Origin of the sequence: Sphingobacterium sp. HSC-15S19 (genome assembly GCF_050433745.1) — a bacterium.
Taxonomy (GTDB): domain Bacteria; phylum Bacteroidota; class Bacteroidia; order Sphingobacteriales; family Sphingobacteriaceae; genus Sphingobacterium; species Sphingobacterium siyangense.
In genome coordinates this window covers 74,663-100,647 of sequence record NZ_JBNPWQ010000020.1, presented here as the reverse complement: position 1 = coordinate 100,647, position 25,985 = coordinate 74,663, and the positions used below count along the sequence as shown (strand labels likewise).

The following is a 25,985-nucleotide window of genomic DNA, read 5'->3' as shown; positions in this document are numbered from 1 at the left end:
AAAAGGTAGCCTTTTTAAATCCCTATGACAACGACTACAATATCTTCATTCTGGTAGGAGGTGTAATAGCGTTCAATGGAGCCGTGAGCTTTGTACTCTTGCAACTCTTCAAAAACCATTTTTTTTAACATTCCTTTTCCCTTGCCATGAATAAACTTTATTTCGTTCATTTCCCAATAAATAGCTGCATCTAGATTAGATCGCATAAAATCAATGGATTCTTGTAAGAGCTCCTCTGGCGAATAATCTTCCCAATCTTCAAGGAAAGTATCGGTGTGTAAGTCTACGATAGCTGGTGGTTTGTGCATTTCTCAATATTTTACAATGCTGCAAAAGTATAATAAAACAGCGACTTAATAGGTTAAGTCACCAACGAAATCAATCGCTTGGGCAAATTTTTCATACCATTTTTTGATAATAGCTGCAATTTCATACTCTTCCTCATCGGCATGGTTGAGCATAAGTAACTCGATCGATTGGAGTAGCTGTTTGAGATCTAGAAAATAACCGTCGAAATCCCGGAACGCAGAGACAGTGTCTCGAATAAGCAGCATGGCATCATGTCGAAGTGTAATCATATCATGACGTGAAGATATTCGGTCCAGCAACCATTCCTTTTGGAAATTGGAGTCAATATGTCTGTTGCAAGCCTGATTAAAAAGCAATTCAAATTCAACAATTTGATGTTTCAGGTCATATATAGCTTTTTGGAGCTCTTCAAAAGTACTGATGATCTTTTCTTGGGTCTCCATGTTTTTTGATATAATTGCCATGATATTTTACTTAAAAATGTATGCGCTTGGTTTTTAGTTATTTAAATAAAAGCATGTAAGGTATATACAAATAGTTCAGCCGAATGTTTTACATGTCTAAAATTCGGTTATGATTTTTGTATATAAAAGAAGAGACTGAGCTTAAAACGGAACTGAGTTTTTTTGGTTTTTGGTCCCGTTTTCAAATCGTAGATTTTTTTTGAAACCTAATTTATTTAATACTATTTAATTTTAAGTATATTTAATATGCTGTATTGCAGCCAATGCACTGAAAATGTATTAACTATGTTAGCATCTAGTTTTGTTGATTTCTTTAAGAAGAGGAGGTACTATGTCCTTTTTTTAGCATTGCTATTGGTATGCAGCTTACCCATGTGTCATGGCCAATATAAGCTGAAAGATTCTACAAAATTTATAAACGATCAGTTGCCCAGGTATCTCGGAAGAATGGGGAAGATTAAGTCTAGAAATTATCCCCTTGGTGGTCGTGAAGCAATCTTGCGAATATTACTGAAAGACTATTACGTGTATAGATTGGTATCAGGAGAAGATAGTTTGGATAGGGAACGTTATCCTGCTTTATGGAATCCTCTTTCGGTACAAACATTTAAAACGCTAAATACGCGTGATATGTTTAGTTACTGTATGCTTGCACCTGAGTTTGAGATGCAAAATTGTGGTTCCTTGGGGCGCTTGAAAGGTCAATACATATTTGGAGTCTATTATCGAGGGGACATACCGCTGGAATATTGGAGCAATAGACAGTTGGTTGCTTTGCATGGAAGTAGAGATTCTGTTGTACGATATGTGGACCAGATGTGGCCTACACTCGATTTCATTGGTGAGAATACCAAAGATTTAGCGGTTGAATTGATGATGTGGGAGTTGATACCAAAGGTGTTGGATAAGTTGGTTCTGGCGCCAACGGACAATGATCTGTATGCTCTATTGGTACAAATAATGATGCGTCTGAAATTCAAACCTTTTGAAGATTCAGCTATTTATGAGCAATTGTATGGTCCGACATCTTATATAGGAAGTCGAATTGAAAGCAATGCAGAAAATCGGAATGACATCATGAAACTCGCGCGGGAATGTTTTGAAACGCTAAATACATCGCCTGGCTTCCAATTGCCAACTTATATTAAACGGGAGCGTTTCTTAGACCCTCCTTCTTCAAGGGAGATGTCAGGTGGCATGAGTACCTCAAAAGGACCAGATTGGAAGTGGAAAAAAGTAGAGGTACATCATTATAAGCTAAAGTTGTAGATCTTTGTCTAGAAGCAAAATTTACCATGAAGGTAAAGTATCTTTTTAACTGTAGTCTTTTCTAAAGCTTATACTAGTTTGACCATAAGTAGGGGAGTAGGTTATTTCCTTTTTTTTTACGTTATTCGCGTAAACGAAAAATAGCTTAAGATATAATATAATGAAGGAAAAGGCAATTGGAAATTACCAATTAGAAATCTGTTCAAATTCCGTAGCATCAGCAATTGAAGCCGAACAAGGAGGTGCGACCCGGGTAGAGTTTTGTCAAAATTTGGAAAATGGAGGGACTACACCTTCGTTTGGTCAGTTGCAGTTAGTGCGGGAACTGGTGAATATTGGTATTCATGTGCTTATCAGACCGCGTGGAGGTGATTTTCTTTATACAGAGACCGAGATCTTAGAAATGATAGCAGATATTCAGTTGTGCAAGGAATTGGGGATAGATGGTGTTGTAATAGGTATGCTGAACGCAGATGGTACGGTGGATAAAGTGAATACTTTGCGATTGGTGGAAGCTGCGCGTCCCATGCATGTTACCTTTCATCGTGCTTTTGATCGCGTGGAAGATCCTTTTCAGGCATTAGAAGATGTCATCGAACTGGGGATAGATCGTATTTTGACATCTGGTCTGCAAAATTCTGCTTTAGCTGGAGCTCCACTACTCAAACAGTTAGTTCAACAAGCAAATGGCCGTATTGTGATTATGCCTGGTGCAGGTGTAGATGCAGCTAATATAGTTCATATTTTAGCGCAAACTGGTGCAGTTGCAATACATAGCTCAGCGAAAGAATTGCATGTGTCGAAGATGAGGTTTAACCAGAGTCAGGTCAATGGAATGGATGAGGCACAGTGGATGAGCTCAAAAGAAAAAGTCCACCAAATGGTGGACCTATTAAAAAGCCTTTAAAGTAGTACTTTAAAGGCTATTAAATTCTTCTTACTATTTAGCTTCTGAAGCTAATTGATTTAAGATAGCATCGTTTTTAACGATTTGGTTGCTAGCTTTCATTTTTGATCTAGAACCTAACTCTACGTTAGTTCCTAATTTCAAAAACTGAACTTCAACACGTGAAACAGTTTTATTTCTTCTATCTTTTCTTTTTAAACGTGTAACTCCCATTTTGATAATATTTTTATTGTTTAAAATAAAACGAGGTCGGAAGCGGATTCGAACCGCTGTAGGAGGTTTTGCAGACCTCAGCCTAGCCACTCGGCCATCCGACCCTATTTTTTTCCTTTTGAAGGTCTGCAAAAATAAAACTTATAATTGGAATTAAAAAATCTTTATGATAAAACTTTTATGTTTTTAAGCATCCGTCTGAAAACCAAGCTTGTATTTTGCTGTGTGATCCTTTGAGCGATAGTCAGCAGCAACATATCGGAGGGTTTTCAGCTTGGGATAACCAAGACGTTTTTGACAAAGCACTTTCCTCGGTAAAATCAAACACCGAACCCCTTGCAGCTCGCCATCAGATTGAAATAATACGCCAATCACTGTATCTTTTAAAGGACAATGCTAAATCGTGAAAAGATACTTTTTTGTGATGTTTTACTTTGTAAATTAAAGGCTTATGGATTTTGGAATAGATATTGCAAATGGAAATGTAATAAATCTCATACAGGAAATTATGAGATTAAGTGATAAAAGAAGAAAGTAAATTAAATTAGGAAACATGAAAAAACTATTATTATCTGCAGCAATTTTATTTGGTTCGTTAGGAGCTTTTGCACAAGGTGGATTGGGATATGGTCTCCGTGCGGGTGTAAATATTCCTAAATATTCTTTAAGTAATGAAAGCACACAATCAAATACAGGATTTTTTGTAACGGGTTATTTGGACGCTCCCGTTTCGCCTTATTTTTCTATTCAGCCGGGATTGTCTTTGCAAAATAAAGGTGGAAAGTGGACACCAGGTTCAGCTTCTGAAATTAAAGAGAGTGTAATGTCACTTGATATTCCAGTAAACCTAGTGGCTAAATTACCTACAGGAGATTCTGGTAACTTTTTTATTGGTGCAGGACCTTATGTTGGATTCGGATTAAGTGGTAAACGTAAAGGAGAGTTAGGCGAGGGAAATGTGAAAATTGAACGTGATCTAAATTTTGGTAGCAATGAAAATGATGATCTTAAACGTACCGATTTTGGTATCAATTTCTTAGCTGGTTACCAATTGACTAATGGTTTTCAGATCAATGCTGGTTATGGTTTAGGTTTAACCAACTTAGCTCCAGGGTCAGGTGATATGGCTAAAAATCGTATTTGGTCTGTTGGTATCGGTTTCGGACTATAAGAAATATAAGTACTTAAACTTATTATGAGGAAAGAGTCCCTGCATTTGTGGGGACTTTTTTATTGGATTAAACTTTAGTCAACCGAAATTGTTATTTTTATTCAAAAGATTGCTGCATGAAAAGATTTCTTCCTTTACCCTTTTATGTCAAACTTGCCTGTGTATTGATCAGTATACTTTTATTGGGATATTTGGCAAAGATCGGAGATACCATACTTATTCCCATGATTTTGGGCTTGTTGTTTTCGCTGCTGCTGATTCCGCTAAGTAATTTTATGGAACGGAAGCTACATTTTCCAAGGACACTGGCCGGCATATTGAGCGTTATTTTATTTTTCGGTGTTTTGGGGTACGGACTTTTTCTATTGGCCTCACAGCTTACACTCCTTAAAGAAGATTTCCCGGCTTTTAAGCAACAGATTATGGATGGCGTGGGTAATCTACAGACCTGGGTGAGCCAACAGTTTGGAATCCAGCATAAAGATCAGATTGATTTTATTAATAAAACAGCATCAAAATCCGTTGATTCGGGAACTTTATTTTTAGGTACTGCATTGGTTTCCCTGTCGTCGATGTTTATTCTGTTTGTCTTTACCTTTCTTTACACATTCTTCTTACTGATATATAGGGGACATATTGTCAAGTTTCTTTTATTTGTCAATCGTGTAGAGGACCGACCGATTGTTCTGGACGTGGTTCAACAGGTTCAGTATGTCGTCAAAAAATATCTGATCGGACTACTGATCCAAATGAGCTTGGTTTCCCTTTTGGTCTTTATTGTCCTTTCGTTGATTGGGGTAAAATATAGTCTGCTTTTGGCATTAATCACCGGGGTATTCAATGTGCTACCTTATGTTGGTATTTTCTCTTCCATGCTCATCATTGCCATTCTGACATTTGCGACATCTTCTTTTACTCATGTCGTCCTGGTCATTATCGCCCTCATTATTATACATATGATCGACAGTAATTTTATTGTTCCTAAGATTGTGGGTTCTAAGGTGAAAGTTAATTCGTTGTTTGCTATGCTCTCCATTATTATTGGCGAAATGGTATGGGGTATTTCCGGTATGTTTTTGGCGATTCCTATTTTGGCGATTGTCAAAATTATAATGGACCGCATTAAGGAGTTAAAACCTTGGGGATTTCTTTTAGGGGAAGAAGATAGTAAGGATGACGTTTACAATGATATGTACGCGACCTTGCACCATGAACTTCCCCCTTCGACTGAAATTGATAAAGAAGCCGAATAGTTTTTTTATTACTTTTGCCCGCTATCTCAAACATAACGAATAAAAGTAATTATATGAAGAGAATATTATTAACCACATTAGCCATTGTGGGAATGACAACCGGGCTTCAGGCTCAAATATCTTTCGGCCTTCGTACGGCGGCCAATTTTGCAAAGGAAATGAGATATTCAAGCTATGGAAGCTCGGCCTATCCTGCCATCACAAGATTGCATATAGAAGCATACGTAGAGCTTCCATTGCGTAATAATTTTGCCTTGCAACCTGGTGTGGCTCTTCAACAGACAGGGTCCAAAATGAGTACAGGTTCGCAAAATGGTGAAATTTTGATGGATGGCTGGCGTAAGGTACAATATCTTGAAGTCCCTTTAAACTTAATGTATTATTTTCCTCAAAATAATTTTGGTCAATTTTTTCTAGCTGGGGGACCATATACAAGCGTTGCAATCTCTGGGAAAGAGAAATTTTCTAGGACTGTAGAAGAAATTCAGTTTGGGACTAGAAAAAATAGCAATGAGATGAAAAAATATGATGCTGGATTAAATTTTTTAGCGGGATTTAAATTAACAAATGGCTTTTCGGTGCATGGCGGATATGCGTTAGGGCTTTTAAATATCAAGCTAGATGATAAGATTGATACCTATAATCGTGTATTTTCAATCGGACTTGGTTATCAGCTATAATTTTAGTTGCTCGAAAAATGTCTTTCATCCTCATGTTTTGGATTTATTAGTTTCATGAGGAATATTTGCGCAAACAAAACCTTCATGATTCGGCAGACAGCAACAGCAATGGAAGCCGACTGAAGGTTTCTTTCTAGCTAATAATATCAGACACATTCACAAAAAAAGGGCTTTTCTTACGAAAGGCCCTTCTTTTTTCAGTGACTGAAATCTATCACACTTTGATTTCTACTTCAACACCTGAAGGCAATTCAAGTTTCATCAATGCGTCAACAGTTTTAGCGTTTGATGAATAGATATCCAACAATCTTTTGTAAGCACACAATTGGAATTGCTCACGTGCTTTTTTGTTAACGTGTGGTGAACGTAATACCGTATAGATTTTTTTCTCAGTAGGCAATGGAATAGGACCACTAACAACTGCACCTGTAGGTTTTACTGTTTTTACGATTTTTTCAGCTGATTTGTCAACCAAATTGTAATCGTAAGATTTCAATTTAATTCTGATTCTTTGGCTCATAGTATATGATATTATTTAAAAATGACCGCTGATTAGAGCTATTAACAACCAGCGGTCGGTTTATTTTTGAGTTCTATATTATTCTACAGAACCTTTGATTTTACCTTTTGATTTTGCAATCACCTCTTCAGCAACGTTACGAGGGGCTTCTTCAAAGTGATCAAATTCCATTGTCGATGTTGCACGACCTGAAGTGATTGTACGTAATTGCGTTACGTAACCGAACATTTCAGAAAGTGGAACCAATGCTTTGATTACCTGTACACCGTTACGTGAATCCAAACCTTGCATTTGACCACGACGACGGTTTAAGTCACCCATTACATCACCCATGTTTTCTTCTGGTGTTAAAACCTCTATTTTCATAATTGGTTCCATTAACACTGGAGAACATTTAGGTAATCCTTCACGGTATGCTTGACGAGCAGCTAATTCGAAAGACAATGAATCTGAATCGACAGCGTGGAATGAACCATCAATCAAACGAACTTTCATTCCTGATAATGGGAATCCTGCTAATACACCATTTTTCATTGAAGTTTCAAATCCTTTTTGAACTGAAGGGATAAACTCTTTAGGAATTTTACCACCAACAATTTCATTAACGAATTGAAGTGGTGATTTTGATAAATCGAAATCTTCATCCGCTGGAGAAATAACAACTTTGATATCCGCGAATTTACCACGACCACCTGATTGTTTTTTGAATACCTCACGGTGCTCAGTAGTACCGTTGATAGACTCTTTGTATGATACTTGAGGAGCACCTTGGTTAACCTCTACTTTAAATTCACGTTTCAAACGGTCGATCAAGATCTCTAAGTGAAGCTCACCCATACCAGAGATAACTGTTTGACCAGTTTCTTCGTCAGTTTTTACAACGAATGTAGGATCCTCTTCAGCCAATTTACCAAGACCAATACCTAATCTATCAACGTCAGCTTGAGTTTTAGGCTCAATCGCCAAACCAATTACTGGCTCAGGGAAAGTCATAGACTCAAGAATGATAGGTGCTTTTTCGTCACAAAGTGTATCACCAGTTTTGATGTCTTTGAAACCTACAACAGCACCGATATCACCAGCCTCGATGAAAGGGATAGGGTTTTGTTTGTTCGCGTGCATTTGGAAGATACGAGAGATACGCTCTTTGTTTCCTGAACGAGTGTTCAATACATAAGAACCAGCATCTAACTTACCCGAGTAAGCACGGATAAAACATAGACGACCTACAAATGGGTCAGTCGCAATTTTAAAACCTAAAGCTGCGAAAGGCTCGTTTACAGATGGTTTACGTAAAATTTCTTCACCTGTATCAGGGTTAGTACCTTTTACAGCATCGATATCAAGAGGTGAAGGCAATAATTCCATTACTAGATCCAACATGGTTTGAACACCTTTGTTTTTGAAAGATGAACCACATACCATAGGAACAATTGCATTATCTAATACCGCTTTACGTAAAGCATCTAAGATTTCACGCTCAGTCAATGAATTTGGATCTTCGAAGAATTTCTCCATCAAAGTCTCATCATAACCAGCTACTGCTTCCAATAATTTCTCACGGTATTCAGCAACTTCATCCAACATATCTTCTGGAATTGGAACTTCTGTAAAGGTCATTCCTTTATCATGCTCATTCCATACGATACCACGGTTGTTGATCAAGTCAACTACACCTTTGAATGTATCTTCAGCACCGATAGGCAATTGTAAAGCTACTGCATCGGAACCTAGCATTGATTTTACTTGGCCAACAACTTTTAAGAAGTCAGCACCTGAACGGTCCATTTTATTAACGAAACCAATACGAGGTACTTTATATCCATCAGCTAGTCTCCAGTTAGTCTCAGATTGAGGCTCAACACCATCAACCGCAGAGAATAAGAAAACTAATCCGTCTAGTACACGTAACGAACGGTTTACCTCAACCGTGAAATCCACGTGTCCAGGAGTATCGATTACGTTTACTTGGTATTTGTTGTTACGGTAGTTCCAGAAAACGGTTGTAGCAGCAGAAGTAATTGTGATACCACGTTCAGCTTCTTGCTCCATCCAGTCCATTGTAGAAGCACCTTCGTGAACTTCACCAATTTTGTGGTTTACACCTGAGTAGTAAAGGATACGCTCAGTTGTTGTAGTTTTACCAGCATCGATGTGGGCAGCGATACCGATATTTCTAGTGAATTTTAAATCTCTTGCCATAATATTTTTAAGCAGCGGACCTTAATGGTCTTATGTGTTTAAATGTAATGTTAAATAAGTACACCGACCTTGATAAAAGATTGTTTTTATCGGAGGTCGGTGTAATCATATTTTTTTGAATGTCTTCAAAATTAGAATCTGAAGTGTGAGAACGCTTTGTTAGCTTCCGCCATTTTGTGCGTATCTTCTTTCTTCTTAACAGCAGCACCTTCACCTTTAGAAGCTGAAATGATTTCTCCTGCTAATTTTTCGAACATTGTTTTTTCACCACGTTTACGAGCGTATGAAATTAACCATTTCATACCCAAAGCGATTTTACGATCTGGACGAACTTCCATAGGAACTTGGAAGTTAGCACCACCAACACGGCGTGATTTAACTTCAACAGCAGGCATAACGTTGTTCAAAGCTTTTTTCCAAGCTTCTAAACCGCTTTCTTGTGTTTTTTGTTCTACTAATTCTACTGCGTCGTAAAAAATAGAATAAGCGATAGATTTTTTACCATCTACCATCATATTGTTTACGAAACGTGTTACCTGAACGTCATTAAACTTTGGATCAGGTAAAATGATTCTCTTTTTCGGTTTTGATTTTCTCATTTTTCTTTCCTCCGTTTAATTATTTCTTTTTACCTTTTGCTGGAGCTGCAGCTGCTTGTCCTGGTTTAGGACGCTTAGTTCCATATTTAGAACGACGTTGGTTACGACCTGCTACACCTGAAGTATCTAATGCACCGCGGATGATGTGGTAACGTACACCTGGTAAATCCTTAACACGACCACCACGGATCAATACGATCGAGTGCTCTTGTAAGTTGTGACCTTCTCCAGGGATGTAAGCGTTGACCTCTTTACCGTTTGTTAAACGTACACGAGCTACTTTACGCATTGCTGAGTTTGGTTTTTTAGGGGTAGTAGTATATACACGTGTACATACACCTCTTCGCTGTGGACATGAGTCCAACGCTGGTGACTTACTCTTATCAACCAGAGCTACTCTACCTTTTCTAACTAATTGTTGAATAGTAGGCATTTACCTGTTTTTGTTTATAAATTTTTTACCTTAAATATTTTAAGTTCGCAAAGATACTTATTCCCTTTTGAATATGAAATAGTTAGTGTATAAAATTTAGATTATTTTTTGAAAATGAACTGCTCTTTTCTTTATGACCCTATCATCATAGCTGTAGCATGCTAAATGTACAGTCCAGCATCTTTCGTCAATCGCTACGCCTCCGCCATCAAACTAATTTGCATAGATTAGGATGTAATCATCCTCCCAACCGCCACCGCCTGTAATATCTTGTCGAAATTGAAAATTTAATTGCTGAAGGTTTGTTGTACACGAATATGGACGATTATAGGGTAAAAAAACGGCAAAAAGCTATATAATATAGGTTTCTTCTTGTAAGCACTCTAAGTTGTTCTTTCTCTGTGTAGTACTCTTTAAATAATGGTATTCTCTCATAAATATTCTTCTACTGGTTTTCAGGTATATTGTACCTCCTGCATGTTTTTGCGTTCTGTTTGGCAAAGTGTTTGATAAAAACGTGTAAATATTTAGTAGAAACAAATTAATGTATTCAAGTTATGAAAATCAAAATGAGATTAATGTATGCAGTGGTATTGGCCTTGGTAACCTTCGCTTTTGTTGGATGTTCAAAGGATAAAGATGAACCCATTCAAACAGGTGGAAGCATCGATGCAGCTGTTGGTACTTACAAGGGTAGTTTAGATCTATCGAATACAAGCGGACCGATGTTTGATAAAATCGTGACGGTTACAAAAATTTCTGACAATACTTTGAAAGTTGAGATTGGAGACAAAGCGCTAAAAATACCTGCGAAAGAGTTTAAGGTTATCAATAATATGAACATTGCAATTCAAACGGCTGGTGTTTCTCCAGAAGGATCATTTTTATTTGATGTGGAAAAAAAGACACTTCTTTGCCAAGGAAAGAAAACTACTGAAAATGAGGTCTTTTTCACTTTCGAAGGAACGAAACAATAAGTTTATCCTTTCTTGTTCAAAAGAAAAAGCGGTATTGACTTTAGTCAATACCGCTTTTTTTGTCATATATCCAATTGGATGAGCTTAATACGCTGCCAATTATTGCAGATTTATTTTTAAGACAACAACGTAAAATCAATCTGCCTTTTATCCAGATCCACTTTCTTCACGCGGATTTGAACCTCATCACCCAGCTGGAATTTCTTTTTCTTCCTTTGGCCAATGATCGCATAGTTCTTCTCGTCAAGCACGTAAAAGTCATCGGTGATATCCCGCAGCCTGACCATACCCTCACATTTGTTTTCCTCAATCTCCACATACATCCCCCATTCAGTAACACCCGAGACAATACCCGTATATTCGGTACCAATTTGATCCTGCAAGTATTCTGCCTGTTTGTACTTAATCGATGCACGTTCGGCTTCAGCCGCTTTTTTCTCCATTTGTGAAGAATGTTCGGCCATTTTCTCGTAATGCTCCGCATTGATCTTGGTACCGCCCTCCAGATAGAATTGTAAAAGACGGTGTACCATCACATCGGGATAACGACGGATAGGAGAGGTGAAATGGGTGTAATAATCAAATGCGAGTCCATAGTGACTTGTCTTCTTTGTCGTATAGATCGCTTTGGCCATCGAACGTACCGCAAGTGAAGTCAGCATATTTTGCTCTTTGCTACCTTCTATCTTCGTCATCAGCGCATTTAAAGATTTCGCTGTTTCCTTATCCGTTTTGATGGTCAATTTATGACCAAACCGCGCTGCAAATTGAGAGAAAGTTGTCAGCGTCTCCGGATTAGGTACATCGTGGAACCGGTATACAAAAGTAAGCTTGTTTTTTCCACGGCCTTGTTTGCCAATAAACTCGGCAACCTTACGATTCGCCAATAACATAAAATCTTCAATCAGCTTGTGCGCATCTTTACGGACTTTGGTATATACCCCTGTAGGTTTGCCATTTTCATCCAAGGTGAATTTTACCTCTTCACTTTCAAAAGCTATTGCACCATTTTTGAACTTACGCTCCCGCAGAATATAAGCCAGTTCATTTAATTTCAGGATCTCTTCACTGAAATCACCCGATTTCGTTTCGATCACCTCCTGTGCTTCTTCATAACTGAAACGTCGGTCCGAATGGATAATCGTACGGCCGAACCATTGATCGTGTACATTGGCTTTTTCGTCCAATTCAAAAACAGCCGAAAAGCAAAGTTTATCTTCATGCGGACGTAGCGAACAGACACCATTGGAAAGACGCTCCGGAAGCATCGGAATAACACGGTCAACCAGATAGACGGATGTGCCGCGGTTGAATGCTTCTTTGTCCAATTCTGTGTCGGGTATGACAAAATGCGAAACATCCGCAATATGAATACCGATTTCATAATTGCCATTCTCTAATTTTTGAAAGGAGATGGCGTCATCGAAATCTTTTGCATCCGCTGGGTCAATGGTAAAGGTCGTAACGTTTCTAAAATCACGTCTCTTTGCAATTTCTTCCGCGCTTATTTTTTCCGAAATCTGATTGGCTTCAGCTTCAACTTTTTTAGGGAACTCCAATGGGAAACCATAGTCGGCCAAAATAGCGTTCATCTCGGTGTTATTTTCCCCTTTGGTACCCAAAACATGTTTTACCGTTCCGACGGGATTTTTGCTCCCGCTTGGCCAGTCGATAATCGAAACGACCACTTTTTCCTTGTCCTTGGCTCCATTCAGATTGTCCAAAGGAATAAAAATGTCGTGTAACATCTTGCGGTCGTCGGCAATAAAAAAAGCAAAATTGTTGGAGATGCTGATCGTTCCCGTGAAATCAGTCTTGGCTCTTTGCAGGATTTCAACAACTTCACCCTCTTTCTTACGGCCGCCTTTTCTTTTTTCGAAGGTATGGACCTTCACAATATCGCCATGGAGTGCCTGTCTAAGTTTCCGCGGAGCGATATAGATATCATTTTCAAATTCGTCATCAGGAATTACATAGGCAGAACCGTCTGCAGTCATATCTACTTTTCCTGTGACATAAACTTTAAGTTGTTTCAGATTAAATTTGCCGCGCTCGACCTCAATAAAAAGCCCATTTCTTACATTATCATGTAAAATATCGGCTATAGCAACTTTTGAGTCATTATCGGTAAGATTCAATTTTGACGAAACTTGTTTATAGTTGAGCGGCTTATTACCCGATTTTTCGAAGATATCGATAATCAGTTGTGTTAAGACCTCTTTATATGGATTTTCTTTTCTTGTTTTCATCCAATTATTATTTGTTAATTATTCATTTGCATCGATTTGCGGCAGTCTTCCTATTGCAGCGAAATGGCTGTGATAGCGAATTTGTAAATTCAGCCGATACAATAGATCATGAGCGAGCCGTACATCAAGATCGATGCCACTACAATGTACGAAAAAAACAGCATTTGAAACGACAATAACGAGCTAAACGGAGCATCTTCCGATAGCCAATGTATAGACAGTTCAGCCGAAAAATAGTTTTGGATTCGTACAGCCTGATTTACTTTTTGCAATGATTGCACACACCAAGTGCATTTACGGCTATCGCTTCGAGACTGAAGCCTTCTGGGATCGATACTTTTGGTAAGATCATATCTTCCAGACAGTACACAGAATTGCATACCCGGCAAATAAAATGTACGTGTTGGTCATGATGATCATGTTCTGAACAGTTTGTCGAACACATTGCGTAAGTAGCTGTACCGTGTAGATCAAAGATTTTATGGATAATCCCTTTCTCTTCAAAGCTGGCCAATACCCGGTATAATGTGACACGGTCAATATCCTTGCCCAGTAATTTTTCCAGTTCCGGCTGCGAAATTGCAGACTCTTTCCTCGAAATAATTTCAAGTACCTTCAACCGGGGTTGGGTAACTTTTAAACTATTTCGTTTGAGAATTTCTGGATATACAGTGTTGGAATCTTCCATGGATTTCTTCGTTAAGCCTTAGATCAAATACAAACTAAGAGAAATTTACTTTTATTTGCAAGTTTAAAAACTATCCGACGAATTTATTCATCGTATTTTTTCCCTTTGCATAGACCATTAACGAACAGAAATGGGCCATTTCCTTTCTCAAAGATGCTTTTGACAGTACAAAAATACGGAATCTATTAAAAATAAGAAAACCGATAAGTTTAAGATTCGTGTCATCTTACTTATCGGTTTTCGTTACTATATGGAAATATAGGAATCTTATTTGCCTGCAGCTTTAGCGTGATCAGCTAAGAATGTCGCTAGACCGCTGTCTGTCAATGGGTGTTTCAATAAGGCTAGGATCGCTGATAAAGGACCTGTCATAACATCAGCACCGATTTTAGCACATCCTAAAATGTGTGCACTGTGACGTACAGAAGCAGCTAAAATTTGTGTAGGATAGTTGTAGTTATCATAGATTAAACGAATATCTTCGATCAACGCTAATCCGTCTGTAGAGATATCATCCAAACGACCGATAAAAGGAGATACATAGGTTGCCCCAGCTTTAGCAGCCAATAGTGCCTGACCAGCTGTAAATACCAATGTACAATTTGTTTTAATACCTTTTTTGCTGAAATATTTAATTGCTTTTACGCCATCTTTGATCATAGGGACTTTGACAACTATCTTGCTGTCAAGAGCTGCTAACGCTTCTCCTTCTTTGATCATTTCTTCATAATTTGTAGAAATAACTTCAGCACTGACATCGCCATCAACGATTGCACAGATCGCTTTATAATGGTTGATTACGTTTTCATCACCGCTAATACCTTCTTTAGCCATTAAACTTGGATTGGTTGTTACCCCGTCTAATACGCCTAAGTCTTGGGCTTCTTTGATTTGCTCTAGGTTCGCTGTGTCAATAAAAAATTTCATTGTATATGTTATTGAATGATAATAATTTGATTATTCTAAAGTTCAAAATAATGAAGCAAAGTTATTGATTATATTCCAGTATTGAAGCATTGATTTTCACCTATTGTATCTTTATTTTAGCAAAAAGGAATCTCTTCTCCTAATTTTTTGTTATACTTTTAATATAGTATTATCTTTACGTATGCAGGTCTTTCGTTCGCTCCATTATAGAAATTTCCGGTTACATGTTATAGGTCAAGCAATTTCCCTTATGGGAACTTGGATGCAGCGGATAGCCATCAGTTGGTTAGTCTATGAATTGACCGGATCTGTGTTTTGGCTTGGTTTTGTGCAGTTTATCTCCCTATTGCCTTCTTTGGTCCTGTCGCCATTTATCGGCAGTTTTGTCGATAAGCATAAAAAGTATAAATTGGTTCTGATAACCCAAATTGGTTTGATGATACAGGCTGGGATCTTGACCTTGGTCGTTTATCTGAAATGGGAGAGTGTCTTATGGCTTTCCATCTTAGGTCTTATACAGGGAGTCATTAATTCCTTCGATGTTTTGGGGCGTCAGTCGCTGATGATGTATTTGGTTGGGGACCGTAAAGATCTGCCGAATGCCATAGCGCTGAATTCAACAATTTTCAATGGCGCCCGAATGTTGGGACCTGCAATAGGAGGTATTTTACTGAGTACATACGGTGAACTCGTCTGTTTTGCCCTGAATTTTATCAGTTTTGTTCCGGTCATTATTACATTATTGATGATGCAGGTCGATGAAACACATGTTCAACTGAGCAAGGGAAGCAATTGGGAGGGTTTGGTCGAAGGCTTTCGTTATCTTAAACGTTCACCGCACATCTCCTCGCTGATTATTATCATGACATTCTCCAGCTTGATCGTTATTCCGTATACCTCGTTGCTGCCTGCCATAGCAAAAGAAATGTTTCATGGTGATGAACGTACGTTCTCCTGGTTTGAAAGTGCGGCCGGCCTGGGTGCCATGGTTGGTGCATTTAATATGGCCCGTTTAAAATCGGGTACCAATTTGCGCTATCAGGTGATGGGGGCTGCTGCGCTTATGGGAGTTGCATTATTGTTTTTGGCGCATTCGAGTATGCTGCAGATGGCACTCGTCTATGTGATGTTGGTATCCTTTGCCATGATGATGCAAAACTCAAGTATCAATACATATATTCAGACGCATGCCATACCGATCTATCGTGCTCGGGCAATCTCGTATTACGTCATGGCTTTTCAGGGGATATTTCCCATTGGTACATTGATGATAGGTTCCTTAGCCAGTTACTGTGGGCTTCGAACGACATTATACGTCATGGGGGGACTGGGGATATTGATTGCAATTGTGTACTATAGCTATCTCCGGCTCCATATCCACAAACGTCTATTTAAGTTTTAATTTCCGGGTTCTTAATTTTAAGGTGCGCTTTGCATAATCAATGACAGCGCCATAGTCTGCAAAAATATCTCCACCCAATACGCCGATCACTGGTTCGAGATCCATCTGCTGATAGGCATAATTGATCGAGCTTAAATCCAATACCGCAGTATTTAAGTTTTTTATCTGCCATTCACCTAATGTCAGACTCGGAATTTTTATATTGAAACTCTCCATTGAATTGGTGCCAAGTCCTGTTGATAATGTTTCTGAAGGTTCAAGCTGCAATTGGTCATCCAAAAGATGCCCCAATTGCGTTTTATCAAATACAGTTTTAGATGCGCCAGTATCAACTACCATCTTGAACGAACGATTATATATTTCTACATCGACTAAAATGTGTGTGCCCTGGCCTTGTAAATCCAATAATTGAAATGGTACTGTTGTCATATAGCCAAACATACCCAAAAATTCCCTTAAAAAAGAAATTTTAAAACCCGCAGTGCGTGTTGAACGTTCATAAAAAAAGCTGTTATTGATAGAATAACAGCTTTTTATCTCTTGATAGTTTATAAGCTACAGCTTATCTTTTTATTGTTTATGAGCTACAGCTTATCTGTTTATAGTTTATAAGCTATAGCGCTTTTATTTCTTTCAGTACATTATTCATTGTCCGTACTGCTTCTGCACTTTTATTGAATTTTTCTTTGTCCTCTTCATCGAGTTGAATGGGGACGATGCGATCCCATCCTTTTTTATTGATGATAACCGGTACGCCCAGATTGATATCTTCTTGACCAAATTCACCTTCCAAATAAACGGATGCTGTAAATAATTTTCCTTGATCACGTACGATACTTTCGACGACTGCAGCTGTTGCGGCTCCCGGAGCATACCAGGCTGAGGTGCCGATTAGGCTGGTTAATGTTGCTCCACCAACCATAGTTTTGTGTACAATTTCGCCTTGCTCTTCCGGGGTAAGGAAATCAGTGACTGGAATACTGTTCCACGTGGAGTGCTTGATGAGTGGTATCATTGTTGTATCTCCATGACCGCCAATGACAATGGCATTGAGATCGGACGCAGAAGCATTCAGTTTTTCACTCAGTTGATATTTGAATCGTGCTGAATCCAATGTACCGCCCATTCCAATAATTCTATTCTTAGGCAATCCACTTGATTTAAGTGCTAGATAGGTCATGGTATCCATGGGATTAGATACGATAACAATGATAATATCCGGAGAATGTTTTACTAAGTTTTCGACAACCGACTTGACAATATTGGCATTTGTCCCAATCAATTCTTCGCGTGTCATTCCAGGTTTACGTGGAATCCCCGACGTAATAACGGCAACAGTTGAACCTGCAGTTGACAGATAATCATTGGTTACCCCCTTGATTTTTGATTCAAAACCCAATAATGCGGCAGTTTGTGCCATATCTTGCGCTTTGCCTTCTGCAAAACCTTCTTTAATATCCAATAATACAATCTCCTCTGCGACATTTCGACGGATTAAATTGTCCGCTGTAGTTGCGCCTACAGCTCCAGCACCAACAATAGTTACTTTCATATGTAAATTATTTGTTTATTCATGAGCTAATTGTCCGCTTAAGTATATACATCTGCCTTTTAATTATATAGCTGCCTTCGGCGGTTTTTATGCCACATCGCATACCCGGTCCATCTTCACGAATGCTTGTACTTTTTTTATATGGATATTTCATGAGCATTTATGTGGATTATTAAATAATTCTTGAATTTAATCAATTATTGTCAGTAAATCAATGTATTTAGCGGGAATAACTTGTTTTTTGACATAAGAAATAGACCCCTCCAAAATCGATGACTTTTATAAAATAGCAAAAAAAAATAACAGGCCTGAAATTCGTTCAAGCCTGTTATTTCTATCGTGTAAATCAAAATTTGAAATCCTAGAACGGATAGCCGATGGCTAGGTTGAACATCAAATTATCCTTTCTCCATTTTGAACTTCCAAAGTCGATATCCTTAAATACCCAACGTTCTCCTTTTGGAAGATAGGGAATGCGGAAAGGTATTGACATATCTGTACGAATGATCAAAAACGTAAAGTCGAAGCGTAATCCAGCCCCACCGCCGACGGCTAATTCATTTAAAAAGTTCTTGCTGAATTTACCGCCCGGCTTGTTGACATCTTCCCGTTGCAACCACACATTCCCGGCATCAATGAATGCTGCCCAATGAACAAAGCCTGCTAATTTAGCTCTGTATTCTGTGTTAAGTTCCAATTTGATATCACCGGTCTGATCGGCATAGAAGAGGCCGTTGCTTAATTTTTCAGGGGCAACTGTTCCCGGTCCAATTGCACGAGCACCAAATGCACGGATACTGTTAGGTCCACCCACATAATATTGTTTTAAATAGGGAAGTGACCGAGAGTTACCATAGGAATAGCTTAGCCCTAAACTGACCCGTGAAGCAAGCTGCGAATTCTCCGACAATTTGAGATAGTGTCTGCCGTCGCCACTGATCTTGATGTATTGGGAGAAATAAGCATCGAACAATTTGAACGTTTTCCCTTTATTGAAATCAGCTCCTTTTATCAAACCGAGTATATTCCCCGAGAGGTCCAGGTTGCCTTTGAAATAAAATGTATTTTTCAAATGCTGCTTCATCGTGTTTTGAAAGGTGAAGTTATAATTGGGGCCAATCGTAAATTGTGGATCTATTGCATGCCTTAACGCCGGAATAGTATCCATTTGTTTTTGGTAGTTTTCAGAAATACCTTTAGGCTGAACATAGGTAATCTCCATTAAGGCAAGATCGTGCTGCTTCTCCTCAGACTCCTGCCAGATATAACCGTAATCCAATGCGATGGAATTTAAGGTATATGCTTTGCGGCGATTTAAAAATTCATAGCGGCCTTTGACATAAGTCTTCGGGATAAAACGTCGCGTAGGAGAAATCCTTCCAAAAGGAGACAATATCCGCGGAAAGGTCAATGTAGCCTCCATCCCGTAACGGTAATAACTCGAATTGAGGTCAGCCGATCCACCGGTTTGGGTTTCATAACCACCGAATACATTAAAACTTAACTGCTCCGCGCCTTTAAATGCGTTGCGTAAAGTCCAGTTGACATTAACTTCTGTACCATTGTATACCGAAGCCATTTTTCCCAAAAGTTCCACACGGAGTGATTTTTTTGGCAATGGGGTTAAGTAGTAGTAGACGTCTAGTGCATTGGGAACTTCTTTGCTGTCAACAAAATTATTTTTGACAAATTTCCAGCTATTGAGATTCACCAGATGGCTGATGGTTTGGTTGTGGGCATTACGGTTGTAGACGTCGCCGGGGTGGAAGAAGATATGATTCGCGATAACAGGCTTTCTATAAAGATGCTGGCGGTCTATAAAATAGTAGCTGCTATCATATAGTTCCGCGTTACGGGTGGATCGCTGATAACCGGTGCTTGTTTCCGTGTAGTTCGGGTAAACGTAGATTTTATTGATCTTTGACGGTACCCTCGCCTGTGCCGGTGTTTCCTTCTTTACAGTAACATACATGTCGACCTTGTTGTTCCGGTGTGAACTATCTACCTGAACCAGGATGTAATCAGGGCTGAAATAATAATACCCTTTATTTTTGAGGTCATTGTCGATGCGGTCACGCTCATTTAGGATAACATCAAGGCTATAATTTTTGCCCACCTGTAAGAGACTTTTATCGGAGCTCGAACGAATATCTTTACCCAGCTGTGTGGTGCTGTCAATATCAAATTGAACAGACCTTATTCGGTAGATAAAATTTGGCTTGGCCGTATAATTAACCGTTGCTTTTTTGTTTTCAACTAAAGTGTCGGATTTTACTTCAGCATTAAAGAAACCAAAATTCTCCAGACGATTACGCAGTAGATTTTCATTGTACTCGCGATTGACATCGCTCAACAATACCGGTTTCTCACCAATTTTCTTGAAAAATTTTTTAATGATATTATTCCCTACAGAATCGCCGGCCATATTGTTGAAGTACAACTTGAATGGTACGCCAGCTAGACGTTTATTGGGTTTGGGCATCAATGCAGCTTCTAAATGCGTCGCAATCTTTTCCTTGTTTTCCTTGGAGATGGTGTCCGAATCGACTATCACGTTGCCTTTAACATATAAGCTTTCTCCTTCTTTCAGATTCTTGGTTGAAGAACAGGATGCTAGAAATGCAGCGCATGAAACTATTCCAACAATATACTTTAGTTTAGCTTGCATGATAACTCCTTTCCTCATCTTCATTTTTTATAGCTGTCGTTCTGATGGTATCTATAGTTGATTTTGGACTATCGCTTTTCGGCGTGTTTTTACTGGAGTCCAACTGTTGTTTACGTTTCTCTTGTTCTCTTTCCTCCATACGTTTTCTGTACTCAGGGCTATGGGTCATCAAACTATCTCTGATGACTGTGCGTACGCTATCACGATACACTGAATCGGTTTCCATACGTTCCACATCAAAACGTTTTCTGAAACCTTTGCTATTCGTGTCATAGTACGCTTTGAGTTTTTTCGAACTCATCCAGATTTCCCGGAACCTGTTGTAATCCATATTGATGATAAATCCGATACCTGTTTCTACATATTGGCCTTGGAGCGTAACCTGATATTGATTTTTACGATATACCCGTGCAAAATAACGGCCATCTTGCGAAAGTTGATAATCCAATTGGATATCCCCAGCAATATTGTTGGCGGTTTCTCCCGGACGTGTATTTCCTTCAACCTCAAAATTAGAACCAACGGTAATTTTTAGACGATCATTTAAAAGCATTTTAGATACACCGATATTCAGATCTGTTCGGGTTTGGCCCGCTCCAGTAGCATAATCTTCCTCCGAAGTTAAGTTGAAATCCAGTTCTACTCCGGTGATAAGCTCGGAGGCAAGGCGGTTCAATTGACCGCTCAGGAATGAACTGATGCTATTTCTGACAATGGCTTCTGTGCCGCCCCCACCGGATAAACTTTCAAATGGATTGGTCGACATAAAGCGTCCTAAAACGATGAGTGAAAAGACCTGTTTGTTCAGTTCAGATGGATTTTCACGCAAGGTGGTCAATGCGTTATTTACTTTGCTGATCACATCTTGGGAAACAACGGAGTTGTTTTCGTCCAAGTCGATATCAAAATTCAGTTGCGGTTGGAACAATTTGTCTGTAATCTTCAACAAGACATTGAAAGGAATACGTTGCTTGTATAAATTAGCGTTTTCCGATCCCAATTGCGTCGCTACAAGCTCCAGCGTTGGAGCTTTGGTTGTGTATGCCGCTGTGATATTAAGCTGCGCATCCAAGGGATCTCCGTTCCAGGTGATCGTACTTCCTTTTCGGAATGTAAAATCTTTTTTTACGGGACCAAAACTGAATGAATAGCTCCCTTTGTCTACGGTAAATGTACCTGACAAGGTAATTTTGCTGCTCGCATCAATGCCTGCGTTCAGTTCCGCTTCTCCTTGGATATTCAGTGCATCCTGTGAACCGGCATCCAAGAGGATTTTAAATTTGGCATCTTTATCCGTTTGAAGATTCAGATCTACGTCGATTCCCGTCAGACGGGTTACGGTCATCGAATCTAATTTAGCAAATACGTTGGCTCTTGTGGTATCACTCTTATCAACAAATTCGACAACCCCTTTACGATCCGCCATCCCGGGATCTTCGTTTGGCATAACAAAGGTGAAATCGGTATCATCTAATACCTTGATTGTACCATCAACGATAGGCTTATCAAGATTTCCCCGAATGCGAAGGTTCGAGGTAAGATACATTTTACCATAGAACATATCGTTGTCGCTTTGTGTTGAATTGAGCACCTCAAAATTGTCCGTATTGATATTGAGATTAAAATCAAAATCAGTATACGTTTTGGTTTCTATGGATCCTGTTACCTTGGCAATATTTCCTTTCTTGTCTTCTAATGCAAATTTAGGGAAAGTAATACCCCTTTCATCCAAATGAATGGTTTCATCTTTAGCTTTGAAAAGTGCATTCAACATAGCAATATTGAATTGTGCATCTTTAAACTTCACATCGCCGTTAATGAGTGGTTTGGATGGCGATCCCGTTATTTTTAACTGGCCTTCAAGATTTCCTTTCGAGTCTTTTAGATAACCCAAACTGAATGCCTGAACTGTCTGCATGGAGAGTGGCGCAATATCCAAGGTGAAATCCAGGGTTGCTTCTCCCTTTGGAGGATTGATGAAATCACCACTTAATACGACATTATTGCCATTTTCACTGATACTGATATTCGCATTATAGGTGTTTTCCTTTTCATTGTTAACTTTTATGTTGACATTACCGACAGTATCTTGTCCAATATAGAATTTGTCGATCGTAAGATCGGATACAAATACAGGGCTACTTTCCAAACGTGATATGGTTGCCTGACCATTAATCCCGCCGCCAAGATCGACTGTTTCACTTTCAAGCATTTTACTTAATGTCTCAATGCGGAAATTTTTAAAGGCAATGTTGAGTGGCGAATTGAGCACACTATCCTGCGATGATATACTCAGCTCTTGTCCTTTATTACTTAAGATAAAGTCATTGGCCTGAATACCCGTGCTTCCAAATTTGAGCACGTTGTTTGGATTTATCGTCCACTTGTCGTAGTTCAGCATAAGGCCATCCTGAAGTAGGCTAAAAACAAACGCTCCATTATCAACGCGCATATTGGCGCCCAAATGATACTGCTCTTTCTCTTTCTTGTCTTTAATCCAAAGGCCAAAATCCAAATTGTTTTGAATGACTTTACCACTGAAGACTGTATTCACCAGTTCGATATTGCTCACCTTGATTTTATTGATCAGGGCCGAGTAGTAAAGTGTACTGTCCAAGGTATTAATATCCAAGGTGACGTTATTGATTTCGGTGCCACTATAGGTGATTTTAGGGGCATCCAATTTCGCAAGAATAGTTTTTGACTGACTATTGAACATACCATCCAACGTAATATCAGACATTTCCGTTAGTTCTGGAAGAAAATCCTTTACAAATTTAGTCCTGGTCAATTGGGCGGAAAACTCAATATTCTGAGGCTCATATTTGGGAACTTTAACACCTTTTCCCGGCTGGTAGTATACCTGTAAAATGTCTTGAATGGCATTCTGCAACTCTAAAATTTTGTATTTTCCGACCAAATGGGCATTCAAAAAGTCTGATTTGAGTAGCAGCAAATTGCGGCTGGTATCGGCTTTTGCAACAAGTGAAATGCTGTCTAAAGTATAATATGCGTCGTTGTAAAGAATGGATGAATTGGTGATATGTGCCTCCCCATTTAAAAAATTCGGATCGGCTGAACTGAAATTGCCCACAAGTTTACCGTGGTATTTGAGATCGTCGTCCATTAATTTTAAGTTTTTAAGATTAATGGTATCTACCATAAGCTCAAAATCCACCTGCGGATATTTGGACTTCATGTTGGCCGTTGCATTTAACTTCAATTGAATATTAGGGTCGGGACTAACCACAGAGGCTTTGATATCACCTTTATCGGCAGTGAGATTCATATCGATATTCTGATAACGATAACCCATCGCATCCATTCGATTTACTTTGCCATCAAAATTGGCGACAAGTTTCTTCGGATCTGTTCCATGACCTTTGATTTTTCCCTCAAATGAAAGTATGCCTAATGTACTGTCCATTTTCATGATCTTACCAATGTCAAAATCACGAATACTCACAAATGCATCATAGGTTGTATCGCGACCTATCATGCCTACTTTACCATTGAACTTGGCTGTTCCTTTCTCTGTTACCAGCGAAAGATTGGTGTTAAAGGCATTCATCCCACCATTAAAAGTTCCGGTAAGGCCGATCGTATTGGGCAACTCTATTCCGCTAGGAAGCATTTTTTTTGAAACCAGCTTTTCGATATCCGAACGTCCTGTGGTCAATTTCTTTAAATTAAGATCCATTGACATTTTATCGACGTTGGGTAGACCCTTTAAATGCAGACTTGCAATGACACGTGTATTGGACAGGGTTTGGAAATCAATTGCCGGAATATTTAAATCATTTACCTTACCCACAACGCGACCATCAATATTAAACTTTTTGTCCATCAATGGTTTCATCACCTGCATGGTATCCAAAAAAGGAGCAAAATAGTAGATGTCGCGCATATCTACGTGGCTCTTTTTGATCGTTGCATTGACATAGATCAGCTCTGGCTTTTTGGCAATAATATCCAAAGATGGATAGGTTACTTTTAAGTAATCACGCAGTAGGGTACGTGGTGTTTCTGCGTACAGGTTTTTGATCTCCGCGCCGGTATTTGTATACTTAAAATCCCCTTTCAATTGCTTGATCACAAACCCGGAATGATCAGAGGCTACAAGCTCTTTTAATGATCCGCTGATCGAATCGGCGCTATAGTAAAGATCATTTAAACTGGTTTTCATTCCAGGGATCTTAATATTGAAGTAATCAAAGCCTTTCATACGGGCCTGATTGTTGTCTCTATACGCTAAGCTTGTATTGTTGATTTGGATTTCTTTGGCTGAGACAACCCAGTTTATTTTGGTGGTATCCGCGGTGTTTTTCGCTTCTGTGTTTACTTTTTTCTGGATCTTTCCAAAGAGCACATTATTGTCTGAACCGTCAAGATTGATCGTTTGAATATCGACAAGTTCTTTGTTAAGGTCGATCTTGTTAATGTCTGCATGAAGATTTTTGATATAAAATTTTGTATTCAGCAGACTGGATTGATCCTCATAGCGCACTAAGATATTGGTCAGGTCAGCAATCTGTATACCGACATCGGGAAGCAAGGTGGTTACTTGTGCCGTTTTATCTGTAATGCCAAAATCTTTGACCGTGGGTGCCGTGCCATCAACAACTGGTCGCCATTGTTTCACTGTGGCACTCAGACCATCTATCTTCACTTTTGGCAGATTGAAAGCCATGTTTTTTGTGAGGTCGAACTTCTTGACGTTGGTATTTAGGCTGTTCAGGTAAACATCAGCACTCGTTCCAATAACATCATCGGCATAGACAATATGAAATTTATCAAATTTGACCTTATCAAGGTTAAATAGAAGGGCTGAACTGCTGTCTGCAGTCGGTTTGCTTTCCTTTTGAGAAGCGAAAGCTTTAACAATATAATCAAAGTTGAATGAACTGTCCGGCAATGTACGGCGGATTTTTGCGGTGATTCCTTCTGCTTCAATGCTTTGAATTTCAACGGTATTTTTCAGAAGTTTTAGCATGTTGATATCGACAGCTATGCTTTTTCCTGCTACTAAGGTATCCTTGCTTTGGTCAGCTAAATAGATGTCCTCTAAAACCAGTTTTTTAGGGAAATCAATATTAATGTAGCCAATTTTAACGGGGGTACCGATCTTACCTTCCACATAGTGTGTTACTTTTCCAGCAATATAATTCTGAACGGAGGGTATTCTGATTAAAAATACGATTAAAATAGCCAGCGCAATTATTACTCCAATAATCCACAATATTGTTTTGAAAGCAATTCGGGTAAATCTGTTCAACGTATAATTTGATTTAAGTATCTATTAATAAAAATTAAAACGGAAAAAAGTTTGCTAAGTTTTCAGATATATAACGTATATCGCCACGATTTCAGCAAACTAAGGTAAATTTGCGTGTAAATGCAAGTTTAATTTATGTGCTATACTTGCTAGCAAATATTAGACAGCTCTTCATTTCCCTTGTATAAAATCATTTTATCGTGGGAATGTTCTAAAAACACATCAAA

At 38.8% G+C, this 25,985-nt stretch carries 21 protein-coding genes and 1 tRNA gene; 7 read left to right on the top strand and 15 right to left on the bottom strand.

Going from position 1 to position 25,985, the window contains the following annotated elements; all coding sequences use genetic code 11:
- Positions 1 to 14: 14 nt before the first annotated feature.
- Positions 15 to 308, bottom strand: coding sequence for a Smr/MutS family protein (locus L1283_RS17090; RefSeq protein ID WP_088162899.1), 294 nt, complete (start codon positions 306 to 308; stop codon positions 15 to 17).
- Positions 309 to 353: 45 nt separating this feature from the next.
- Positions 354 to 773 (bottom strand): hypothetical protein, encoded by a 420-nt coding sequence (locus tag L1283_RS17085; RefSeq protein ID WP_075994119.1) that lies wholly within the window; start codon positions 771 to 773, stop codon positions 354 to 356.
- Between the two features lie 285 nt (positions 774 to 1,058).
- On the opposite strand from L1283_RS17085, the gene L1283_RS17080 reads away from it, so the two are divergent.
- The gene (locus L1283_RS17080) at positions 1,059 to 2,042 is read left to right on the top strand and encodes a hypothetical protein (protein WP_157698577.1); all 984 of its coding nucleotides are present in this window, start codon (positions 1,059 to 1,061) and stop codon (positions 2,040 to 2,042) included.
- Between the two features lie 160 nt (positions 2,043 to 2,202).
- Positions 2,203 to 2,949: a copper homeostasis protein CutC gene (locus L1283_RS17075; protein WP_088162897.1), complete on the top strand. Its 747-nt coding sequence runs from the start codon at positions 2,203 to 2,205 to the stop codon at positions 2,947 to 2,949.
- A 33-nt stretch (positions 2,950 to 2,982) separates the two neighbouring features.
- Here the strand turns inward: L1283_RS17075 and L1283_RS17070 are convergent, their stop codons facing one another.
- Together L1283_RS17070 and L1283_RS17065 are read right to left on the bottom strand one after the other, a co-directional pair.
- On the bottom strand, positions 2,983 to 3,162 hold the full coding sequence (locus L1283_RS17070) for a hypothetical protein (protein ID WP_046671880.1): 180 nt from the start codon (positions 3,160 to 3,162) through the stop codon (positions 2,983 to 2,985).
- Between the two features lie 33 nt (positions 3,163 to 3,195).
- Positions 3,196 to 3,266: transfer RNA gene (locus tag L1283_RS17065), tRNA-Cys, on the bottom strand.
- Positions 3,267 to 3,715: 449 nt separating this feature from the next.
- On the opposite strand from L1283_RS17065, the gene L1283_RS17060 reads away from it, so the two are divergent.
- The 3 genes from L1283_RS17060 (at position 3,716) to L1283_RS17050 (ending at position 6,266) form a co-directional block, all read left to right on the top strand.
- Positions 3,716 to 4,333 carry a porin family protein gene (locus L1283_RS17060; RefSeq protein ID WP_075994116.1) on the top strand — a complete coding sequence of 206 codons (618 nt, stop codon included), beginning with the start codon at positions 3,716 to 3,718 and terminating at the stop codon, positions 4,331 to 4,333.
- A gap of 116 nt (positions 4,334 to 4,449) precedes the next feature.
- Positions 4,450 to 5,586 (top strand): AI-2E family transporter, encoded by a 1,137-nt coding sequence (locus tag L1283_RS17055; RefSeq protein WP_088162895.1) that lies wholly within the window; start codon positions 4,450 to 4,452, stop codon positions 5,584 to 5,586.
- 53 nt (positions 5,587 to 5,639) lie between these two features.
- Positions 5,640 to 6,266, top strand: coding sequence for a porin family protein (locus L1283_RS17050; RefSeq protein ID WP_088162894.1), 627 nt, complete (start codon positions 5,640 to 5,642; stop codon positions 6,264 to 6,266).
- A gap of 214 nt (positions 6,267 to 6,480) precedes the next feature.
- On the opposite strand, the gene rpsJ is transcribed toward L1283_RS17050, so the two are convergent.
- From rpsJ to rpsL, 4 genes are all read right to left on the bottom strand, one after another.
- Positions 6,481 to 6,786, bottom strand: coding sequence for a 30S ribosomal protein S10 (gene rpsJ / locus L1283_RS17045; RefSeq protein WP_028070501.1), 306 nt, complete (start codon positions 6,784 to 6,786; stop codon positions 6,481 to 6,483).
- A gap of 78 nt (positions 6,787 to 6,864) precedes the next feature.
- Positions 6,865 to 8,988 (bottom strand): elongation factor G, encoded by a 2,124-nt coding sequence (gene fusA, locus L1283_RS17040; protein ID WP_088162893.1) that lies wholly within the window; start codon positions 8,986 to 8,988, stop codon positions 6,865 to 6,867.
- A 131-nt stretch (positions 8,989 to 9,119) separates the two neighbouring features.
- Positions 9,120 to 9,587, bottom strand: a complete 468-nt coding sequence (rpsG, locus tag L1283_RS17035) for a 30S ribosomal protein S7 (RefSeq protein ID WP_046671863.1) — start codon at positions 9,585 to 9,587, stop codon at positions 9,120 to 9,122.
- 19 nt (positions 9,588 to 9,606) lie between these two features.
- The gene (gene rpsL, locus L1283_RS17030; protein ID WP_002993550.1) at positions 9,607 to 10,020 is read right to left on the bottom strand and encodes a 30S ribosomal protein S12; all 414 of its coding nucleotides are present in this window, start codon (positions 10,018 to 10,020) and stop codon (positions 9,607 to 9,609) included.
- A gap of 557 nt (positions 10,021 to 10,577) precedes the next feature.
- On the opposite strand from rpsL, the gene L1283_RS17025 reads away from it, so the two are divergent.
- A complete protein-coding gene (locus tag L1283_RS17025; RefSeq protein WP_083663757.1) occupies positions 10,578 to 10,997 on the top strand; it encodes a hypothetical protein in 420 nt (139 codons plus the stop codon).
- A gap of 116 nt (positions 10,998 to 11,113) precedes the next feature.
- On the opposite strand, the gene rnr is transcribed toward L1283_RS17025, so the two are convergent.
- The 3 genes from rnr to fsa form a co-directional block, all read right to left on the bottom strand.
- On the bottom strand, positions 11,114 to 13,246 hold the full coding sequence (gene rnr, locus L1283_RS17020; RefSeq protein WP_429626359.1) for a ribonuclease R: 2,133 nt from the start codon (positions 13,244 to 13,246) through the stop codon (positions 11,114 to 11,116).
- A gap of 259 nt (positions 13,247 to 13,505) precedes the next feature.
- Entirely contained in the window at positions 13,506 to 13,934 is a 429-nt protein-coding gene (locus L1283_RS17015; protein WP_075994111.1) for a Fur family transcriptional regulator, read from the bottom strand.
- A gap of 267 nt (positions 13,935 to 14,201) precedes the next feature.
- Entirely contained in the window at positions 14,202 to 14,861 is a 660-nt protein-coding gene (gene fsa / locus L1283_RS17010; RefSeq protein ID WP_075994110.1) for a fructose-6-phosphate aldolase, read from the bottom strand.
- A 181-nt stretch (positions 14,862 to 15,042) separates the two neighbouring features.
- On the opposite strand from fsa, the gene L1283_RS17005 reads away from it, so the two are divergent.
- On the top strand, positions 15,043 to 16,263 hold the full coding sequence (locus tag L1283_RS17005) for an MFS transporter (RefSeq protein WP_429626358.1): 1,221 nt from the start codon (positions 15,043 to 15,045) through the stop codon (positions 16,261 to 16,263).
- Here L1283_RS17005 and L1283_RS17000 read toward each other — a convergent pair.
- The 4 genes from L1283_RS17000 to L1283_RS16985 form a co-directional block, all read right to left on the bottom strand.
- Positions 16,249 to 16,692, bottom strand: a complete 444-nt coding sequence (locus L1283_RS17000; RefSeq protein WP_088163761.1) for a retropepsin-like aspartic protease — start codon at positions 16,690 to 16,692, stop codon at positions 16,249 to 16,251. The genes L1283_RS17005 and L1283_RS17000 overlap by 15 nt on opposite strands.
- A gap of 184 nt (positions 16,693 to 16,876) precedes the next feature.
- Entirely contained in the window at positions 16,877 to 17,815 is a 939-nt protein-coding gene (locus L1283_RS16995) for a malate dehydrogenase (protein WP_429626357.1), read from the bottom strand.
- A gap of 361 nt (positions 17,816 to 18,176) precedes the next feature.
- On the bottom strand, positions 18,177 to 20,507 hold the full coding sequence (locus L1283_RS16990; RefSeq protein WP_429626356.1) for a BamA/TamA family outer membrane protein: 2,331 nt from the start codon (positions 20,505 to 20,507) through the stop codon (positions 18,177 to 18,179).
- Positions 20,473 to 25,758: a translocation/assembly module TamB domain-containing protein gene (locus tag L1283_RS16985; RefSeq protein ID WP_286736836.1), complete on the bottom strand. Its 5,286-nt coding sequence runs from the start codon at positions 25,756 to 25,758 to the stop codon at positions 20,473 to 20,475. The genes L1283_RS16990 and L1283_RS16985 overlap by 35 nt, the downstream gene beginning before the upstream one ends.
- Between the last annotated feature and the right edge of the window lie 227 nt (positions 25,759 to 25,985).

What these genes read in the sequence shown, in the direction of transcription:
- L1283_RS17090 (WP_088162899.1), bottom strand. Translation starts at nt 308, where the DNA reads ATGCACAAACCACCAGCTATCGTAGACTTACACACCGATACTTTCCTT.
- L1283_RS17085 (WP_075994119.1), bottom strand. Translation starts at nt 773, where the DNA reads ATGGCAATTATATCAAAAAACATGGAGACCCAAGAAAAGATCATCAGT.
- L1283_RS17080 (WP_157698577.1), top strand. Translation starts at nt 1,059, where the DNA reads ATGTTAGCATCTAGTTTTGTTGATTTCTTTAAGAAGAGGAGGTACTAT.
- L1283_RS17075 (WP_088162897.1), top strand. Translation starts at nt 2,203, where the DNA reads ATGAAGGAAAAGGCAATTGGAAATTACCAATTAGAAATCTGTTCAAAT.
- L1283_RS17070 (WP_046671880.1), bottom strand. Translation starts at nt 3,162, where the DNA reads ATGGGAGTTACACGTTTAAAAAGAAAAGATAGAAGAAATAAAACTGTT.
- L1283_RS17060 (WP_075994116.1), top strand. Translation starts at nt 3,716, where the DNA reads ATGAAAAAACTATTATTATCTGCAGCAATTTTATTTGGTTCGTTAGGA.
- L1283_RS17055 (WP_088162895.1), top strand. Translation starts at nt 4,450, where the DNA reads ATGAAAAGATTTCTTCCTTTACCCTTTTATGTCAAACTTGCCTGTGTA.
- L1283_RS17050 (WP_088162894.1), top strand. Translation starts at nt 5,640, where the DNA reads ATGAAGAGAATATTATTAACCACATTAGCCATTGTGGGAATGACAACC.
- rpsJ (WP_028070501.1), bottom strand. Translation starts at nt 6,786, where the DNA reads ATGAGCCAAAGAATCAGAATTAAATTGAAATCTTACGATTACAATTTG.
- fusA (WP_088162893.1), bottom strand. Translation starts at nt 8,988, where the DNA reads ATGGCAAGAGATTTAAAATTCACTAGAAATATCGGTATCGCTGCCCAC.
- rpsG (WP_046671863.1), bottom strand. Translation starts at nt 9,587, where the DNA reads ATGAGAAAATCAAAACCGAAAAAGAGAATCATTTTACCTGATCCAAAG.
- rpsL (WP_002993550.1), bottom strand. Translation starts at nt 10,020, where the DNA reads ATGCCTACTATTCAACAATTAGTTAGAAAAGGTAGAGTAGCTCTGGTT.
- L1283_RS17025 (WP_083663757.1), top strand. Translation starts at nt 10,578, where the DNA reads ATGAAAATCAAAATGAGATTAATGTATGCAGTGGTATTGGCCTTGGTA.
- rnr (WP_429626359.1), bottom strand. Translation starts at nt 13,246, where the DNA reads ATGAAAACAAGAAAAGAAAATCCATATAAAGAGGTCTTAACACAACTG.
- L1283_RS17015 (WP_075994111.1), bottom strand. Translation starts at nt 13,934, where the DNA reads ATGGAAGATTCCAACACTGTATATCCAGAAATTCTCAAACGAAATAGT.
- fsa (WP_075994110.1), bottom strand. Translation starts at nt 14,861, where the DNA reads ATGAAATTTTTTATTGACACAGCGAACCTAGAGCAAATCAAAGAAGCC.
- L1283_RS17005 (WP_429626358.1), top strand. Translation starts at nt 15,043, where the DNA reads ATGCAGGTCTTTCGTTCGCTCCATTATAGAAATTTCCGGTTACATGTT.
- L1283_RS17000 (WP_088163761.1), bottom strand. Translation starts at nt 16,692, where the DNA reads ATGACAACAGTACCATTTCAATTATTGGATTTACAAGGCCAGGGCACA.
- L1283_RS16995 (WP_429626357.1), bottom strand. Translation starts at nt 17,815, where the DNA reads ATGAAAGTAACTATTGTTGGTGCTGGAGCTGTAGGCGCAACTACAGCG.
- L1283_RS16990 (WP_429626356.1), bottom strand. Translation starts at nt 20,507, where the DNA reads ATGAAGATGAGGAAAGGAGTTATCATGCAAGCTAAACTAAAGTATATT.